This window comes from Polaromonas glacialis (assembly GCF_000709345.1).
GTDB classification, from domain to species: Bacteria; Pseudomonadota; Gammaproteobacteria; order Burkholderiales; family Burkholderiaceae_C; genus Polaromonas; species Polaromonas glacialis.
In genome coordinates, this window is sequence record NZ_KL448323.1 from 3,807,832 (window position 1) to 3,825,325 (window position 17,494).

Annotated in this window: 12 protein-coding genes and 1 tRNA gene; 12 read left to right on the forward strand and 1 reads right to left on the reverse strand. The window is 61.0% G+C overall.

Annotation, left to right across the window (positions count from 1 at the left end; translation table 11 throughout):
* The first annotated feature begins 14 nt into the window (after positions 1-14).
* The 12 genes from rpoC to EC86_RS0118725 all read left to right on the forward strand — a co-directional run bounded on the left by rpoC (position 15) and on the right by EC86_RS0118725 (position 15,536).
* On the forward strand, positions 15-4,229 hold the full coding sequence (rpoC, locus tag EC86_RS0118660) for a DNA-directed RNA polymerase subunit beta' (RefSeq protein ID WP_029527372.1): 4,215 nt from the start codon (positions 15-17) through the stop codon (positions 4,227-4,229).
* Positions 4,230-4,506: 277 nt separating this feature from the next.
* A complete protein-coding gene (locus tag EC86_RS0118670) occupies positions 4,507-5,100 on the forward strand; it encodes a LemA family protein (protein ID WP_029527373.1) in 594 nt (197 codons plus the stop codon).
* A 147-nt stretch (positions 5,101-5,247) separates the two neighbouring features.
* Positions 5,248-6,264: a M48 family metalloprotease gene (locus tag EC86_RS0118675; RefSeq protein ID WP_029527374.1), complete on the forward strand. Its 1,017-nt coding sequence runs from the start codon at positions 5,248-5,250 to the stop codon at positions 6,262-6,264.
* A gap of 156 nt (positions 6,265-6,420) precedes the next feature.
* The gene (gene rsmB, locus EC86_RS0118680; protein WP_029527375.1) at positions 6,421-7,767 is read left to right on the forward strand and encodes a 16S rRNA (cytosine(967)-C(5))-methyltransferase RsmB; all 1,347 of its coding nucleotides are present in this window, start codon (positions 6,421-6,423) and stop codon (positions 7,765-7,767) included.
* Positions 7,727-8,380: a DUF4390 domain-containing protein gene (locus EC86_RS0118685; protein ID WP_029527376.1), complete on the forward strand. Its 654-nt coding sequence runs from the start codon at positions 7,727-7,729 to the stop codon at positions 8,378-8,380. Before rsmB ends, EC86_RS0118685 begins: the two co-directional genes overlap by 41 nt.
* Positions 8,377-10,665, forward strand: a complete 2,289-nt coding sequence (locus EC86_RS0118690; protein ID WP_029527377.1) for a sensor histidine kinase — start codon at positions 8,377-8,379, stop codon at positions 10,663-10,665. Before EC86_RS0118685 ends, EC86_RS0118690 begins: the two co-directional genes overlap by 4 nt.
* An 82-nt stretch (positions 10,666-10,747) precedes the next feature.
* The gene (locus EC86_RS0118695; protein ID WP_029527378.1) at positions 10,748-11,425 is read left to right on the forward strand and encodes a response regulator; all 678 of its coding nucleotides are present in this window, start codon (positions 10,748-10,750) and stop codon (positions 11,423-11,425) included.
* A 58-nt stretch (positions 11,426-11,483) separates the two neighbouring features.
* Positions 11,484-11,559, forward strand: a tRNA-Phe gene (locus EC86_RS0118700).
* Positions 11,560-11,989: 430 nt separating this feature from the next.
* Positions 11,990-12,343, forward strand: a complete 354-nt coding sequence (locus EC86_RS28975) for a hypothetical protein (RefSeq protein ID WP_156955360.1) — start codon at positions 11,990-11,992, stop codon at positions 12,341-12,343.
* 96 nt (positions 12,344-12,439) lie between these two features.
* Positions 12,440-12,934 (forward strand): SHOCT domain-containing protein, encoded by a 495-nt coding sequence (locus tag EC86_RS0118710; RefSeq protein ID WP_029527379.1) that lies wholly within the window; start codon positions 12,440-12,442, stop codon positions 12,932-12,934.
* A gap of 423 nt (positions 12,935-13,357) precedes the next feature.
* Positions 13,358-14,257, forward strand: a complete 900-nt coding sequence (locus EC86_RS28980) for a DUF6236 family protein (protein ID WP_156955361.1) — start codon at positions 13,358-13,360, stop codon at positions 14,255-14,257.
* A gap of 583 nt (positions 14,258-14,840) precedes the next feature.
* Positions 14,841-15,536, forward strand: a complete 696-nt coding sequence (locus EC86_RS0118725) for a hypothetical protein (protein WP_156955362.1) — start codon at positions 14,841-14,843, stop codon at positions 15,534-15,536.
* 333 nt (positions 15,537-15,869) lie between these two features.
* Here EC86_RS0118725 and tnpC read toward each other — a convergent pair whose 3' ends face one another.
* Complete coding sequence (gene tnpC, locus EC86_RS0118735; protein WP_029524734.1) at positions 15,870-17,471, reverse strand: IS66 family transposase; 1,602 nt, start codon at positions 17,469-17,471, stop codon at positions 15,870-15,872.
* Positions 17,472-17,494: the final 23 nt, after the last annotated feature.

A 17,494-nucleotide genomic window follows, 5' to 3' on the forward strand; every position in this document is an offset into this window, starting at 1 on the left:
AAGAGGATTTACAGATGAAATCATTACTCGACCTGTTCAAGCAGTTCACGCCCGATGAGCATTTCGATGCCATCAAAATTGGCATGGCTTCGCCCGAGAAGATCCGTTCGTGGTCTTTCGGCGAGGTCAAAAAACCCGAGACCATCAACTACCGCACCTTCAAGCCAGAGCGCGACGGTCTCTTTTGCGCCAAGATCTTTGGCCCCATCAAGGACTACGAATGCCTGTGCGGCAAGTACAAGCGCCTCAAGCACCGTGGTGTCATCTGCGAGAAGTGCGGCGTTGAAGTCACGCAGACCAAGGTTCGCCGCGAACGCATGGGTCACATCGACCTGGCCGCGCCATGCGCGCACATCTGGTTCCTGAAGTCGCTGCCATCGCGTCTGGGCCTGGTGCTCGACATGACGCTGCGCGACATCGAACGCGTGCTGTACTTTGAAGCCTATGTGGTCACAGACCCCGGCATGACCCCGCTGAAGAAATTCAGCATCATGTCGGAAGACGATTTCGACGCCAAGCGCAAGGAATACGGCGACGAATACACCGCCAAGATGGGCGCCGAAGGCATCAAGGACTTGCTCGAAGGGCTGGACCTCGACGTTGAAATCGACAAGCTGCGCAATGACCTGACCGGCTCCGAGATCAAGATCAAGAAGAACGCCAAGCGCCTGAAGCTGATGGAAGGATTCAAGAAATCCGGCATCAAGCCCGAGTGGATGGTGCTCGACGTGCTGCCCGTGCTGCCGCCGGACCTGCGTCCCTTGGTGCCGCTGGACGGCGGCCGCTTTGCGACCTCCGACCTGAACGATCTGTACCGCCGCGTCATCAACCGCAACAGCCGCCTGCGCCGTTTGCTTGAACTGAAGGCGCCTGAAATCATTGCGCGCAATGAAAAGCGCATGCTTCAGGAAGCCGTGGACAGCTTGCTGGACAACGGCCGGCGCGGCAAGGCCATGACGGGCGCCAACAAGCGCGCGCTGAAGTCCCTCGCCGACATGATCAAGGGAAAGTCAGGCCGTTTCCGCCAGAATTTGCTGGGCAAGCGCGTCGATTATTCGGGCCGTTCCGTGATTACCGTGGGCCCGACGCTCAAGCTGCACCAGTGCGGCCTGCCCAAGCTGATGGCGCTCGAACTGTTCAAGCCCTTCATCTTCGCGCAGCTTGAAGTGCGTGGCATTGCCACCACCATCAAGGCGGCCAAGAAGGAAGTCGAAACCGGCACGCCAGTCGTGTGGGACATCCTGGAAGAGGTCATCAAGGAGCACCCGGTGATGCTCAACCGTGCGCCCACGCTGCACCGTCTGGGCATCCAGGCGTTCGAGCCGATCCTGATCGAAGGCAAGGCGATCCAGCTGCACCCGCTGGTCTGCTCGGCCTTCAATGCCGACTTTGACGGTGACCAGATGGCCGTTCACGTGCCGCTGTCCGTGGAAGCGCAGATGGAAGCCCGCACCCTGATGCTGGCCTCGAACAACATCCTGTTCCCGGCCAACGGCGAGCCTTCCATCGTTCCTTCGCAGGACGTGGTGCTGGGCCTGTACTACACGACGCGCGACCGCACCAACGGCAAGGGCGAAGGCCTGGTGTTTTCCGACACCGGCGAAGTCCGCCGCGCCTTTGATGCGGGTGAACTCGACCTGAACGCCCGCATCAGCGTGCGCCTGACCGAGTGGAGCAAGGACAAGGAAACGAACGAGTTCGTGCCATCGACCAAGCTGTGGGAAACCACCGGCGGTCGTGCACTGCTGTCGGAAATCCTGCCCAAGGGACTGCCTTTTTCCAACATCAACAAGGCGTTGAAGAAAAAGGAAATCTCCAAGCTGATCAACGTGTCTTTCCGCAAGTGCGGCTTGAAAGAGACCGTGGTGTTTGCCGACAAGCTGCTGCAGTCGGGTTTCCGCCTGGCGACCAAGGCCGGCATTTCGATCTGTATCGAAGACATGCTGGTGCCCAAGGAGAAGACCGCGATCATTGCGCACGCCCAGAAGGAAGTCAAAGAGATCGAGCAGCAGTACACCTCGGGCCTGGTGACGGCCGGCGAGCGCTACAACAAGGTGGTGGACATCTGGGGCAAGTCGGGCGACGACGTGTCCAAGGCCATGATGGCCCAGCTGTCCAAGGAAAAGGTCATTGACCGCCACGGCAATCTGGTCGAGCAGGATTCGTTCAACTCGATCTACATGATGGCCGACTCCGGCGCGCGCGGTTCCGCCGCGCAGATTCGCCAGGTCGCCGGCATGCGCGGCTTGATGGCCAAGCCTGACGGTTCGATCATCGAGACGCCGATCACCGCGAACTTCCGCGAAGGCCTGAACGTGCTGGAGTACTTCATCTCCACCCACGGCGCCCGCAAGGGCCTGGCCGACACGGCGCTGAAAACGGCCAACTCCGGCTACCTGACGCGCCGCCTGTGCGACGTGGTGCAGGATCTGGTCGTGACCGAACACGACTGCGGCACGCTCGACGGCTCGGTCATGCGCGCCATCGTCGAAGGCGGCGAGGTCATCGAATCGCTGCGCGACCGCGTTCTGGGCCGCACCATCGTCGAAGACGTGCTGCACCCCGAGAACCGCTCGGTGCTGACCAAGGCCGGCGTCATGCTGGACGAGGACATAATCGACGGACTCGAAGCTGCTGGCGTTGACGAAGTCAAGGTCCGCACCGCGCTGACCTGCGAAACCCGCTTCGGCCTGTGCGCCAGCTGCTACGGCCGCGACTTGGGCCGCGGCGGCCTGATCAACATCGGCGAGGCGGTCGGCATCATTGCCGCCCAGTCGATTGGCGAGCCCGGCACCCAGCTGACGATGCGGACCTTCCACATCGGCGGTGCGGCATCGCGTGCAGCCATCGCTTCAAGCGTCGAAGCCAAGTCCAACGGCGTGATCGGTTTCAACGCACCGATGCGCTATGTGACCAATGGCAAGGGCGATTTGGTCGTGATTGCGCGTTCCGGCGAGATCATCATCCATGACGAGCACGGCCGCGAGCGCGAGCGCCACAAGGTGCCGTACGGCGCGACGCTGACCGTCAAGATCGACCAGACCATCAAGGCTGGCGCGATCCTGGCCAACTGGGACCCGCTGACCCGCCCCATCATCACCGAATTCGCCGGCAAGGTGCAGTTCGAGAATGTGGAAGAAGGCGTGACCGTGGCCAAGCAGGTCGATGACGTGACCGGCCTCTCGACCCTGGTGGTGATCGATCCGAAGCGTCGCGGCGCTACCAAGGTGATTCGTCCCCAGGTCAAGCTGATCGATGCCACCGGCAACGAAGTCAAGATCCCCGGCACCGACCATTCGGTGACGATTGGCTTCCAGATTGGCGCGCTGGTCCAGGTGCGCGACGGTCAGGACGTGGGACCCGGCGAAGTGCTGGCCCGCATCCCGATCGAAGGCCAGAAAACCCGCGACATCACCGGCGGTCTGCCGCGTGTCGCCGAGTTGTTCGAAGCCCGTACGCCGAAGGACAAGGGAACGCTGGCCGAAATGACCGGCACCGTGTCGTTCGGTAAAGAGACCAAAGGCAAGGTTCGCCTGCAGATCACCGATCCCGAAGGCAAGGTCTGGGAAGACCTGGTTCCGAAGGAAAAGAACATCCTGGTGCATGAAGGCCAGGTCGTGAACAAGGGCGAGTCGATTGTTGACGGGCCAGCCGACCCGCAGGACATCCTGCGCCTGCTGGGCGTGGCCGAACTGGCCCGCTACATCGTCGATGAAGTGCAGGACGTGTACCGCCTGCAGGGCGTGAAGATCAACGACAAGCACATCGAAGTGATTGTTCGCCAAATGCTGCGCCGCGTGGTCGTCGAAAACGTCGGCGACACCAGCTACATCGCCGGTGAACAGGTCGAGCGCTCGGCGCTGCTGGATGTCAACGACGCGCTGCGCGCCGACGGCAAGATTCCGGCGACGTTCAGCAACCTGTTGCTGGGTATCACCAAGGCCTCGCTGTCCACCGATTCGTTCATTTCAGCGGCTTCCTTCCAGGAAACCACCCGCGTGCTCACCGAGGCTGCCATCATGGGCAAGCGCGACGAGCTGCGCGGACTGAAGGAAAACGTGATCGTTGGCCGCTTGATTCCTGCCGGTACTGGCATGGCCTACCACGAGGCGCGCAAGGCCAAGGACCTGATGGACGACTCCGAGCGCCGCGCCATCGCCGAGTCCGAAGCCGCCGAACTGGAAGCGTCGCAGGCTGAAACCACCGATGAAAACGCCGCCGCCGAGTAACTTCTGCGAACGCACGGTGCCTTGACAGGCGCCCGGCCCCGCCCTTGAAAAAGGGTGGGGCTTTTTTTATGGCTGCAAAACCGCTGTTTATCAATGAAATCAAGCTTTTGCGCAATCTGGGCGTGCATTGACAGCTATTAATAAAATAGCGATGCGGCGGTGGGATGTGTTCAAGGCGTAGAAAAACTGGCGTCAACCTTGCCTCCGTCATCCCGAGAGGGTCCGGTAAAAGACTGATTTCAGTGCGAAACTCTCCTGATTCACCAGGAATTTGCCCATGTCATTGCAAACCATTGTTTCCCTTACTTTGCTGGCCATGCTGGTGTTCTGGGCGGTGGGCGCTTACAACCGGCTGGTGCGGCTCAAGAACGTCATTGCCAATGCGTTTGGCCAGATCGATGTCCAGCTCAAGCGCCGTTACGACCTGATTCCCAACCTGGTGGAGGCCGCCAAAAAATACCTGCAGCATGAGCAAGTCACGCTGGAAGCGGTGATTGCCGCCCGCAACCAAGCCCGCAGTGCCAGCGATGCGGTGCGAAGCCGTCCCGGCAAGGCCGATGCGGTCATCGCGCTGGCCGCCGCCGAGCAGACGCTGGACAGCAGCCTGGGCCGGCTGTTTGCGCTGGCCGAGGCCTATCCCGACCTGAAGGCCGACCAGACGATCCGCGAACTCAGCGAAGAACTGACCAGCACCGAGAACAAGGTCGGCTTTGCCCGCCAGGCCTACAACGACGCCGTGCTTGACTACAACAATGCGCAGGGCCAGTTTCCTGCACTGCTGGTCGCCCGCGCTTTCGGTTTCGTTCCGTCCGTGATGCTGCAGGCCACCGAAAACGCAGCCGAGCGCCAAGCGGTTCGCATCCAGATGTGATGGCCCCACGCTTGCCACAACGCGCCCTGCGCTGCCCCCGCCCCTGCAAGTTCCGGCCGCGGAACTGGCTTTGCCAGGCCGCAGGCGCGGCGGCCCCCTCGGGGGGCAGGGAGCGACACGCAGTGCGCGACCGTGGGGGCTCGATAAGTGCGGTTTTTTGAGGCTCAGGAAAAGGCCCGGACGCAAACCCTGCGGCTGCTGCTGCTATTTGGCCTGGCCGTGGTGGCGCTGGTGCTGACCGTCAATGGCGCGCTGGCGCTAACCTGGCGGCTGGTGTCGCCCGGCTGGCTTGGCTATCCGGCGTATTTTTTCAGTGTCAACACCGGCATGACGCTGCTGTTCGTGCTGGGCGGCTGGTGGCTGGAAACCTCGGTGCTGGAAGGCGGCGGCCAGGCGCTGGCGCGCCAGGCGGGCGCGCGCGACGCCTGGCCGGCCAGCCGCGAGGCCGAGCAGCGCCTGTGCAACATCGTCCATGAGCTGGCGATTGCCGCCAGCATGCGGCCGCCGCAGGCGATGGTGCTGCCGCGCGAGGACAGCATCAACGCCTTCGCCGCCGGCTGGGACGAGGATGACGCCATCGTGGCGGTGACGCAGGGCGCGCTTGACCGCCTGAGCCGCGATGAACTGCAGGGCCTGCTGGCCCACGAGTTCAGCCATCTGCGCGAAGGCGATACCCGGCTGAACATGCGGCTGGCGGGCATGGTATGCGGGCTGGAGATGATCTTCAACCTGGGCCGCAGCATGTGCGAGGGTGATCAGCACGGACGGCGCTCATTTCTGGCCCTGCCGGGTTTTGCCATCATGGCCACCGGTTTTCTGGGCTGGCTGGCGGGCCGGGCGCTCAAGGCGGCGGTCTCGCGGCAGCGCGAATTCCTGGCCGATGCGCGCGCCGTGCAGTTCACCCGCAGCAAGGAAGGACTGGGCGGCGTGCTGCGCAAGGCGGCGGGCGAGCAGGCGAGGGCGGCGCGGCAGCCAGGCGGCATGGGGCATCGCCTGCACCCGGCGGTGCATCACATGCTGCTGGTCAGCGCCGCCAACCAGACGCATTGGTTTGAAAGCCATCCGCCGCTGGCCGAACGCATCCGCCGGATTTACGGCCGGCCGATGCCGGTGCTGCATCCCCGGCAGGACGAGGCCGTGACGCGGCCCGACGCCTTGTTCTAGCCGGCCCACTTTTTTTGCGTCCGGCCATGCGTGCGCCAGCAACAACGGCTTTGCCGCGTCCGTGGCCGAGGCTGGTCTAATAGGGCGAAACCACCGCCCGCCGTCCGGGCGGATTTACGCCGGCCGGTGCAGGCCGGCCTTGACCACACCGAACCGATGCCACATCAACCGAATTTATCCCCGTCCGCCCAAGTCCCGTTATGGCGCCAGCTTCAGGGCGCCGCTTCCGTGTTGCTGGCGGTGCGCGACGGCCAGTCGATGACGCCGGCGCTGGAAGACGTCGATGCGCAGCTGCGCCCCGGCGTTCAGGCGCTGGCCTTTCATGCGCTGCGCTGGCTGGGCCGCGCCGAAGCGCTGCGCCAGCAACTCGCCAAGCGTCCGCCGCCGCCCGAAGCCGACGCGCTGCTGTGCGTGGCGCTGGCGTTGGCCTGCGCTGAAGAAGCGGCGCCCTACACCGCGCACACGCTGGTCGACCAGGCGGTGGAAGCGGCCAAGCGCAGCGACGCCACGCTGCACCAGGCCAGCTTCATCAACGGCTGCCTGCGCCGCTTCCTGCGCGAGCGGGACGCCTTGATGGCGCTGACCGAGAAAAGCCCGCAAGCCGTCTGGAACCATCCGCAGTGGTGGATAGACCGGGTGCGCAAGGACCATCCGACGCAGTGGCAGGACATCCTGCGCGCCAACAACAGCCGCGCGCCGCTGATTTTGCGGATTAATGAACGAAAAACGACTCCTGCGCAGTATCTGCAGGCGTTGTTAGCTATGGATATAGGAGCGTTTCCCACCGGCGAGCATGGTGTGGTCCTGACCGAGGCGCGGCCGGTCACGTCGCTGCCGGGCTTTGCCGAAGGGCATTTTTCGGTTCAGGACGCCGCTGCCCAGCTGGCCGCGCCCTTGCTGCTCGACGGGCTGACGGCGGCTGGCGACGGGCGCTTGAACATCCTCGACGCCTGCGCCGCGCCCGGCGGCAAGACGGCGCACCTGCTGGAACTGGCCGACTGCGACGTGACCGCGCTGGACATCGACGCCCGGCGCTGCGAGCGCATCGCGCAGAACCTGGCGCGCCTGGGCCTGCAGGCGCACATCGTCGTCGGCGACGCCAGCCGGCCCGGCGACTGGTGGGACGGCCGGCTGTATGACGGCATCCTGCTCGACGCGCCGTGTACCGCATCGGGCATCGTGCGCCGCCATCCCGACGTGCGCTGGCTGCGCCGGCCGACCGATATTGCCCAGCTGGCGGCCATCCAGGCCCGGCTGCTGGCCACGCTCTGGCCGCTGCTCAAGCCCGGCGGCCGGCTGGTTTATTGCACCTGCTCGGTTTTCCGGGCGGAAGGCGAGCAGCAGGCGCAGGCGTTTGCCGCGAGCCACCTTGACGCGGTGCTGATGCCTTCGCCCGGGCATTTGCTGCCGCAGGGGAGCGTCAAAGGCGCCGTATTCCCCGACAATTTGATGCGTGAACACGATGGTTTTTACTACGCAGTCCTTCAAAAACGCAGCGCTTGAAGCGATTGCGCGCCTCCTGCTGGCTGCAATCCTGTGCCTGCCGTGGACGCCAGCGGCCATGGCGGCAGCGCCGACCGAGATCACCCAGCTGCGCACCGAGCGAACCGAAGACGGGGTCTACCTCTCGGCGGTGGTGCGGTTTGACGTTCCTGCCGTGGTCGAAGACGCGCTGCTCAAGGGCATTGCGGTCTATTTCGTCGTGGAGGCCGATGTGTACCGCGACCGCTGGTACTGGACCGACTTGCGCGTGGCCAGCGCTGCCCGCACCTTGCGCCTGGCCTACCAGCCCCTGACCGGCCGCTGGCGCGTGAACATCGTTTCCGGCCTCATCACCAGTTCGTCGGGCCTGCGCGCCACGCTAAGCCAGAACTACGAAACCCTGCCCGAAGCGCTTTCGGCCATCCAGCGCGTGACCCACTGGAAAATTGCCGACGCCGCCGAGGTCGATCCGGGCGAGCAATACATGCTCAACCTGAATTTCTGGCTTGATTTGTCGCAGTTGCCGCGTCCTTTCCAGATCGGCGTCGCCGGGCAGCGCGACTGGACCATTGCTGCCCAGTTCAGGGACCGGCTGCGCCTGACGCCTGCGCCGCCCGCCGAGGCCGGCAAATGAGCCGCACCGTGAAGCTGATCGCGCTGAAAAGCAGTCCTGCCTTTCGCTGGACCGTCGGCGTGGGGGCCGGTGTGATCGTGGCGCTGGGCCTGGTCCTGCTGTATCTGCTGACCCAGGCGACCGACAACCGCGAACTGTACGAGCGCAATTACGCATTGCTTTTCGGCCTGAATGTCGCCGTCGCCGTCCTGCTGCTGGGGGTGGTCGCGTGGATCACCCTGCGCCTGGTGCTGCGTTTGCGCCAGGGGCGTTTTGGCAGCCGCCTGCTGGTCAAGCTGGCCGCCATCTTCGCGCTGGTCGGCCTGATGCCGGGCCTGATGATCTATGTGGTGTCCTACCAGTTCGTTTCGCGTTCGATTGAAAGCTGGTTCGATGTCGAGGTCGAGTCCGCGCTCGCGGCTGGGTTGAACCTGGGACGCGCCACGCTCGACACACTGGCTGCGGACACGGCAAACAAGACGCGCCAGGCCGCCACGCAGCTGGCCGAAACGCCGGATGCGACGGTCGGCCTGGCGCTGGAACGTCTGCGTGACCAGCTCGGTGCCAGCGACGTCGTGCTCTGGAGCGCGTCCGGCCAGCTGATCGCCAATGCGGGCGAATCGCGCTTTCTGATTCAGCCCGAACGGCCTTCGGTGCAGCAGCTGCGCAGCGCGCGCACTCAGCAGGTCACGACCCAGATCGAAGGACTCGATGAAGTCGTGCCGGGCGGCAATGGCGAACTGGGCGCCAGCACCGGCCCGCCAGCGCCCGGCGTCACCACGGCGCCCCGGGTCAAGGCGATTGCCGTGGTCAACAATCCGAACCTGAGCGTGCTCGGGCAATCGCGTTTCCTGCAGGTCACCACCGTGCTGCCCGCCAGTCTGGTGGCCAATGCGATTGCCGTGCAGGAAGCCAACCGCCAGTACCAGGAGCGGGCGCTGGCACGCGGCGGCCTGCAGAAAATGTACATCGGCACGCTGACGCTCAGCCTGTTCCTGGCGGTCTTCAGCGCAGTGCTGCTGGCCGTCATCCTGGGCAATCAGCTGGCCAAGCCCCTGCTGCTGCTCGCAGAGGGCGTCAAGCAGGTGGCCCAGGGCGACCTGACGCCCAAGGCCGCGCTCAAGGGCAAGGACGAGTTGGGCGGGCTGACGCGCTCGTTTGCCGACATGACGCAGCAGCTGGCCGATGCGCGGTCGGCGGTGCAGCACAGCATGAGCCAGGTGGACGCGTCGCGCGCCAACCTGCAGACCATCCTGGACAACCTCACCGCCGGCGTCATCGTGCTCGATGTGCATGGCCGCATCCAGTCCAGCAATCCGGGCGCCACCCGCATTCTGCGCGCGCCCTTGCACGACTACCACGGCCAGCCGCTCGGGCAGGTTCCCGGGCTGGAGCTGTTCGCCAAAGACGTGCTGGCGCAGTTTGCCGACTACCTCAGCAATGCGGCCCAGACGCTGGCGCACTGGCAGCAGTCGTTTGAACTGCATGGCGCCGGACACGGCGCCAGCGACAACGCCATCACGCTGATTGCGCGCGGCGCCAAGATGCCCGGCACCGAGGAATATTTGCTGGTGTTCGACGACATTTCCGACATGGTGTCGGCGCAGCGCGCGCAGGCCTGGGGCGAGGTGGCGCGCCGCCTGGCGCACGAGATCAAGAACCCGCTCACGCCCATCCAGCTGTCGGCCGAGCGCCTGGAAATGAAGCTCAACGGAAAACTGGCGCCGGTCGAGCAGGCGCTGCTGACCAAGTCGGTCAAGACCATCGTGGACCAGGTGGACGCCATGAAGCGGCTGGTCAACGAATTTCGCGACTATGCGCGCCTGCCCGCCGCCGAGCTGGTGGCCGTCGACCTCAATGCGCTGGTCGGCGACGTGCTGCAGCTCTACCACGGCGACGCCGAAGGTCCGGTGGCACCCGTGGTGGCCGAGCTCGATCCCCACGCGCCGCCCATCCGCGGCGATGCCCAGCTGTTGCGCCAGGTCATCCACAACCTGCTGCAAAACGCGCAGGATGCGCAGGAAGGCCAGGAAAACGCCCGCGTCACCCTGAAGACCGACTATTCCGACAGCTCGCACCGGGTGCGCCTGACGGTACGTGACAATGGGGCAGGTTTTCCCGAGCACATCCTCAAGCGCGCCTTCGAACCCTACGTCACCACCAAGGTCAAGGGCACCGGCCTGGGTCTGGCGGTGGTCAAGAAAATCGCCGACGAGCATGGCGCGCGGATTGATATTTCAAACCGTGTCGTGGATGGGCTCGTGCAGGGCGCGCAAGTGTCGTTATCATTTGGCGTTGCGACTTGACAGCGACCGGAGCAATCCAGGCGTAAAAATCTTCATCAATCGGCAGCAAACACGTCAACAACTGGCAGGCAACAATTCAATCATGGCAAATATTCTGGTGGTCGATGACGAGCTCGGCATACGCGACCTTCTCTCAGAAATTCTCAATGATGAGGGGCACCAGGTCGATCTGGCTGAAAATGCCGCCCAGGCTCGCGCTGCCCGCGCACTGGCGCGGCCCGACCTGGTGCTGCTCGACATCTGGATGCCCGATACCGATGGCGTGACCTTGCTCAAGGAATGGTCGTCCACCGGCCTGCTGACCATGCCCGTCATCATGATGAGCGGCCATGCCACCATCGACACGGCGGTCGAAGCCACCAAGATCGGTGCCATGGCCTTCCTGGAAAAGCCCATCACGCTGCAAAAGCTGCTCAAGGCCGTCGAGCAGGGTCTTGCCCGAGCGGTGGCCCGCCTGCCCGCCAGTCCCTTGAGGGCAACTTCGCCCCTGGTCGATTTCGTGCCTGAAGTCATCATGGCCGGCAGTGCCCTGGTGGCCACCGCCGACAGGGGCCTGCAGTCAACCCAGAGCTTCATGCTCGAAAAGCCACTGCGTGACGCGCGGGACGAGTTTGAAAAAGCCTACTTCGAATTCCACCTGGCCAAGGAAGGCGGCTCCATGACCCGCGTGGCCGAAAAAACCGGTCTGGAGCGCACCCATCTTTACCGCAAGCTCAAGCAGCTCGGCGTGGACCTGACACGCGGCAAGCGCAGCCTGTGAATTTTGGCGCCGCAACGGGGCAAAACAGCCCTTCCGGTGATATATACTCTTGTGCTCAGGCCCGGTAGCTCAGTCGGTAGAGCAGAGGATTGAAAATCCTTGTGTCGGTGGTTCGATTCCGCCCCAGGCCACCAAGGTTTACCTTGCAAAGAAGCCAACCCATGCGGTTGGCTTCTTTGTTTCCGGGGACAAACAGTCCTCGTGTCCGGTCCATTTCCGGGCTGCTGCTTTCCCTCGAAAACTTCTCCCACTTCTCCCCCTGCCGATGGCTTTTCCGGCGGGCCGTGTTTGCCAGTCGATATTTCTCACTGACATAGCCGGCACACCGACACTGATCAAACGTGTTCGATGTGCCGGTGTGCCGGCTTTGCTGGAAGGAACTATCGGTGAGTTGACGCGCCGACTCTGAATACTCAAGCCATTTTTTTTCTGGCAATCCGGTATCGAGTTGAATCGTCAGGGGGACAGGATCCGTGAATGCCGGCAATTGCTGTGCTTAAGTGACTTCACTGCGTAGACAATAGTCATATATTTTTGCTTATACAAAAAACCAAAAAGGGCCAAATGAAAAAAATAATTATGTTCGCAGCAACGATTGCGCTCACGGCTTGCGCCAACTCGTCGGGCGTCGTCAAGATTGGTCCCGACACATTCACCATTTCAACATCAGCATCTCCAGGGAAAGGCGGTATTCCTGCCGCGAAACGGATTGCCTATCAAGAAGCTGGTGAAGAATGCGCTCGACGCGGTGGCTTAGAAGTTTTAGCACTGAGCGAGAAAACCGCATCACCCACTTGGACGGAAGGTATGGCAAGCATGGAATTGAACTTTCGGTGCCTGCGCTATGACGACCCTGAGTTTCAGCGTCAGCGTTTGCAGAGTACGCCCGACCGAATTATCGAGAATCGCCAGCGATGATTATTGAGAAATGCTGGAGTAGTTTTTGCAGTCTGACCATTAAGTTCAGCATTTCTTCAGCAGAGTGACAGGTCCAAATACCATGTGGAAACATCTATGAAAAGAGCTTTTGCTGCATTAATCATTGTCTTGGCAGGTTGTGCAAACCCCAGCATCGTGCAAGTTTCGCCCGATACGTACATGTTGTCCAGAGAAGACCATGCTGGCATCTTTGGAAGTGCCAGTGCTTTGAAGGCTGGCGTAATTTCGGATGCAAACGCATTTGCTGCAGCCCAAGGTAAATTGGCAATTCCAATTTCGACGCATGAAACGCCAGTTGGAGTCATGGGGAAGTGGGCGAAGTTTGACTACCAATTTCGGGTGGTTGAAAAAAACGATCCGGAAGCGCGTCGTACATCTCTCGTTCCGCGAGCCGACGTAGTGATTGAGAAGACCGAGAAGATTTCTGTTGAAAGTCGTACTAAGGACGAATCTGCCAAGCCCAAAGATGTTTATGCTGAACTGATTAAGCTAGACGATTTACGAAAAAAAGGTATTTTGTCCGAGGCTGAATTTGAAACCCAGAAAAAGAAAGTCTTGATTGGCAACTGAAAAGCTGCAATTTATTTGAGGTTTCACATACCCTCAGTCTGGAGGAGTAGTTCAGTTCATCTGCTGGCTCTCCCGCAAGTGGCTGATAACCGTCTTCATGCCCACGCGCAGATACCCAATGCGTCGTACTGACACCACCGACACACCGACATATATCAATCGTGTTCCCGTGCCAGTGTGCCGGCTGTGCCGGAAGGAACTATCAGTACGTCGGCGCACTATTGAGCTGAATAGTCAGGGATTACCTGCCTTGTGAATAGCTCTAGTGCAGCGATTGCGAACACTTGGAAGACTGCGGTATCGAGCATGTTTAAGCCAACAGCAGCTCGTTAATTTTGCTAAAACCATTGATAAATGGTCGATTGTCGATGCCGTTGAGCGCCGCAAAGGTAACATTCATACCATTTTATGGTGGAGTGAGTTATGGGCGAAGCGCAGCGTCGAAAGCATAGTGATCCAAACTTCGGACGCTTCCCAAAAAAAGCGCCTTTCCGTGGCCTAGTCGTGAGCCCTCCAATTGAAATTGAGGGAACTCGTCTACTGGCAAGATCCTCGAATCTTGACCCACAAGAACTTCGGTTCGCACTGTTATTCTGGGATCAACTTGTTTGGCCATCGTCTAGAGCAATTCATTTTGCTAGCGGTCCAGACGAGGTGTTTCTTGAAAGCGCCAAGATACTCACGCGTCCCGATTACACGATTAACGGGGATGGAGCTCAAGGCATCGCAAAAGGCCAAATACAAGCCTTTCTTGACCTCGAATGTGCTGAGCCTGGAGTTTGGGCAATGGCGCAAGGTGAGAATTCATTTCTCTGGAAAGACGGTTTTGCCGACGAAGGATCAGGCGTTTTAGTCGAACTGCATCGGGCGATTCCAATCCCCAAGCACGATGTTCCACTAGCAGAAGTCCTTGAGTTTAGGGTGCGCCGCCGCGACGAACTGCTTTTGCTCAGGTATCACCTTGAGACATTCGTCACTGAGATTGAGACGGCGGTCGATAAGCCTGCAGCTCTTAAAAATCGAGCTGCTGAGATCGATCAAGCGTGTGCAAACCTGCTACAGGTGGGGAAGGAATGGCAATTCCCTGTGTATTTGTCAAACATTAAAACGTCATTTAGTCTTAGTCCAACGAAATTCCTTCCAGCAGTAGCAGGAGGATGGGCGCTGGGTGAGTCATACGGACTACACGCAGCATCTGCAGTTGCCGCTTTTGCTGGCGCAGCGAGCACAATTGAAATCAAAAGCGATCTTGGATTACGGTCACTAAAGCGCCCTAAGAGTCCGTTTCGATACGCTTGTTTGACCCACCAAGAACTTTCCTAGTTGCGTTCCGCAGTCCCCACTTTGCGTTCAATCATCGGTGCGTAAGACTGTTGTTTAGGAGCGTTTTGGCCAGTTTCCAAGTCGCCTCCGGATGACAGCAATCAGCGTAGAGGAGTCATTCAGTTCAGCTACTGTGAATTTCAGCAAGTTGCGGATCAATGCCTTCGTGCCCACGCGCACATACCCGCTGCTTTGTACTGACACTACCGGCACACCGACACTGATCAAACCTGTGCGACGTGCCAGTGCGCCGCAGTCAACAGGGATGCGAGGGTTGACAGCCGCGTCATAATATCTAGCGTGCTATTGACCAACAGTGATCTTGACCCACCTATCTGGCGAACAGCGGGTGCAACAACTACGATCGTGTTTTTCCTGCTAACCAAGACAATGAGGATTTTATTTGACTATCTGTGCCGCAGGTATCGCGCCCGACGCCGTCTTTGTCGTCTCAGATTGCCGTGTCACGTATACGCAAGGCCAGCGAGTTGTGTCGCTCAGTGACTGTTTAATCAAGACCATAGCCCTGAGCTCTTCGAGTTTCCTTTCGTTCGCCGGTGATATTCAGTGTGCGAAACAACTTGTGAGCGAACTCAATGTAACTCACGCCGCGAAGGAAACCCGCGATGGGCGGGACTACCTGAGTCGATTGACCAGACAGCTACGCTTTTCCTATGGCCGATACTTGAAGCTGCAGCCCAAGCAATTGCCTGAGCCGCATGTTCAGTTTATTCTCGGGATGGCCGCACCTGACGGATACTGGATTGGCACGTGTGAGAGTCCGAAATTCAAGCTCGTTGCCACAGACGAAACGGGGGCAGCAATTGCGATTGGAGACTCGCCAAGGGGACAGATTTCAGCCGCTGCTAGCATGCGGCACGCACTATCTGCGGGGTTTCCTTCTGACCAGACTCCAATGCTTGCTGCTACATTCATTGATGGCGGAATGGCACTCTTGTACCCGCAGAGGTATGTTGAAGGTGCAGAGGAAGAACATGGGGTTAGCTCACTTTTTTGTCTTTTTAGGCTGGATCGTGAATTGGGCCTAAGACCACTTCCATACAAACAAGCCGTGTTCAAAGGTCGCATATCCGACCGGAATCTACCGCTCGGATATGCGCCAACAAACGAGGTCGTGTTTGACGATAAGGCGAGCACGTTTGTTTTGGTGGACTGCCAGTCCGGGCAACGAAACGTGCTTGTGGATTTCCTGACCTTCGACGCTCAGAGGTTGGGAACTGTGAACACGCGTTTCGACCCCTACCAGCTAACGGGTTGACGGGCTGCGCTCAGCGTTTAGCGTGGAAGCGAAGGAGACCGTCAGTATGCATGGATCGCTGACCCTTCATTAAGCCGTGACGCGCAGCAGCGATGGCTTCCCTCAGGCTCTCAGTGCGTTCTTCCCGGCCCAGACGGGCACCGGTCAGCGGCAGGACAAAGCTTGCGCCATTGGACTTCACGCCTTCGTAAAGGTCAGCCTTCCATAAGCCGGACAGCTGGCCTGAGCGCGCCACGTCAGGGTGGATCAGAGTATGCGGTCAATTAACAGCGTACCTTGCGCCGCTGGCCGGGGTGTGATTGAAATGGCTGAGGAGCGTTGCCCGGCCGCTGCTCAGCGGCCGGGCAATGTAATGCGCCAAGGCAGTAGCGCCTCGTAGTCGTCTGCCGTTTGCGCGCTGGGCAGCGCGGTGAGCAATGCGCGCAGGTACGCGTAGCCGTCGACGCCGTTGACCACGCAGGTCTGCAGCAACGAATACAGGTTGGCGCTGGCCTGTGCGCCGGCTACCGTATCGCTGAAGAGCCAGTTGCGTCTTCCAATACAAAACGGACGAATCGAATTTTCGGCAGCATTGTTGTCAATCGGGTAGGCGCCATCGGTGACATACAGCGCCAGCTTCGTCCATTGCGAAGCCAGGTAATGCAGCGCCTTGCCCAGCAAACTGCCCGGCAGCACGGTGTGCACGTTGGCCAGCAGCAACGCCTCTATCTGGCCAAGCACGGGCACGCTGTGCTGTTGCCGCTGGACCAGCAATTCCTGGGGAGGAAGCCGGTGCTCGCGTGCGCGCGACTCTACCGCATACAACTGGGCGATGAGCGCGAGAAACCGCGCAGCGAGCTGCTCGGGGCCGCGCGCATTCCTGGGCAGCGCCTGCAGCGCCTCATGGAACCCGCGCCTGCAATGCGCCCAGCATCCCAGATGCACGAGGTGGTGCGCCTGCGCGATGGCGTCATAAACCGCGTAGCCATCCGTCATCAGCACGCTGCCTTCTTGCACCCCGGCATACAGGATTTGTGCGGCCGCCGTGCTGCGCGAGGGCGCGTAGCCAAACAGCCGGATGGGTGGCCCCGCTCCCTGCACCCCGGAGCACGGGGTTGTCTGCACCCACATGTAGCTTTTGGACTGCGCGCTTTTGCCGGCTTCTTTGAGTACCTGCACATGGGTTTCGTCGCCATGGATGAGGGGCGAGTCCAGCAAATGGTCGCGCAGCACATTGATGATGGGCTGCACCTCCCGGCCCACGCGCACGACGCTGGCGGCCAGGGTGTTGCGCGCCAGGTCGCCGCCGCCAAAGCGCGAGAGCAGCGCCGTCTGGCGGTACAGCGGCAGGCCGTCGCAATACTTCGACGTAATCACCCAGGCCAGCAGGCCTTCGCTGAACAAGCCCTTGGGGATGATTTGCGCCGGCTTGGACGCCAGGCGCAAGGCGCCATCGCAGCAGGGACAGGCATATTTGACGCGTTCATGGCGAATCACGCGAACCTGCTGGGGAATGATGTCGAGCTGCTCGCTGGTCTCCACGCCAATTTCCACCAGCGCCGTGCCATCGTGCGGGCACACCCGCTGGTCTTCGGGCAGTTCGTGGCGCACCACCTCCCGGGGCAAGGCCGCATCGAGCGGCTTGCGTCCGCGCGGCACGCGCTGATGGGCGCGGACCTCCTGGCTGCCATCTTCGTGGCCGTCGCAAGTGGCCGGTTCGCTGGCCGCGCCCAGCGCCTCGGCCTCGTTGAAGAACAGGTCCCTTTGCTGCGGGCTGCCCGCTTCGCTGCGGGCGGCAAAGAGCTTGCGCATGAACTGCTTGAGCCGCTCCTGGAGCAGGTCACGCTCGGCGCGCACCATACGCAACTCCCCCGCCAGGGCGTCGCTGCGCTGCAAAGCCTGCGCCAGCGCCTCTTTCAAGGCGTCTATTTCTTGGGCATCAGGCACAGCGAGCATGCCCGTTTAGACAAGGCGGCGCG

What these genes read in the sequence shown, in the direction of transcription:
- rpoC (WP_029527372.1), top strand. Translation starts at nt 15, where the DNA reads ATGAAATCATTACTCGACCTGTTCAAGCAGTTCACGCCCGATGAGCAT.
- EC86_RS0118670 (WP_029527373.1), top strand. Translation starts at nt 4,507, where the DNA reads ATGTCATTGCAAACCATTGTTTCCCTTACTTTGCTGGCCATGCTGGTG.
- rsmB (WP_029527375.1), top strand. Translation starts at nt 6,421, where the DNA reads ATGCCACATCAACCGAATTTATCCCCGTCCGCCCAAGTCCCGTTATGG.
- EC86_RS0118685 (WP_029527376.1), top strand. Translation starts at nt 7,727, where the DNA reads ATGGTTTTTACTACGCAGTCCTTCAAAAACGCAGCGCTTGAAGCGATT.
- EC86_RS0118690 (WP_029527377.1), top strand. Translation starts at nt 8,377, where the DNA reads ATGAGCCGCACCGTGAAGCTGATCGCGCTGAAAAGCAGTCCTGCCTTT.
- EC86_RS0118695 (WP_029527378.1), top strand. Translation starts at nt 10,748, where the DNA reads ATGGCAAATATTCTGGTGGTCGATGACGAGCTCGGCATACGCGACCTT.
- EC86_RS28975 (WP_156955360.1), top strand. Translation starts at nt 11,990, where the DNA reads ATGAAAAAAATAATTATGTTCGCAGCAACGATTGCGCTCACGGCTTGC.
- EC86_RS0118710 (WP_029527379.1), top strand. Translation starts at nt 12,440, where the DNA reads ATGAAAAGAGCTTTTGCTGCATTAATCATTGTCTTGGCAGGTTGTGCA.
- EC86_RS28980 (WP_156955361.1), top strand. Translation starts at nt 13,358, where the DNA reads ATGGGCGAAGCGCAGCGTCGAAAGCATAGTGATCCAAACTTCGGACGC.
- tnpC (WP_029524734.1), bottom strand. Translation starts at nt 17,471, where the DNA reads ATGCTCGCTGTGCCTGATGCCCAAGAAATAGACGCCTTGAAAGAGGCG.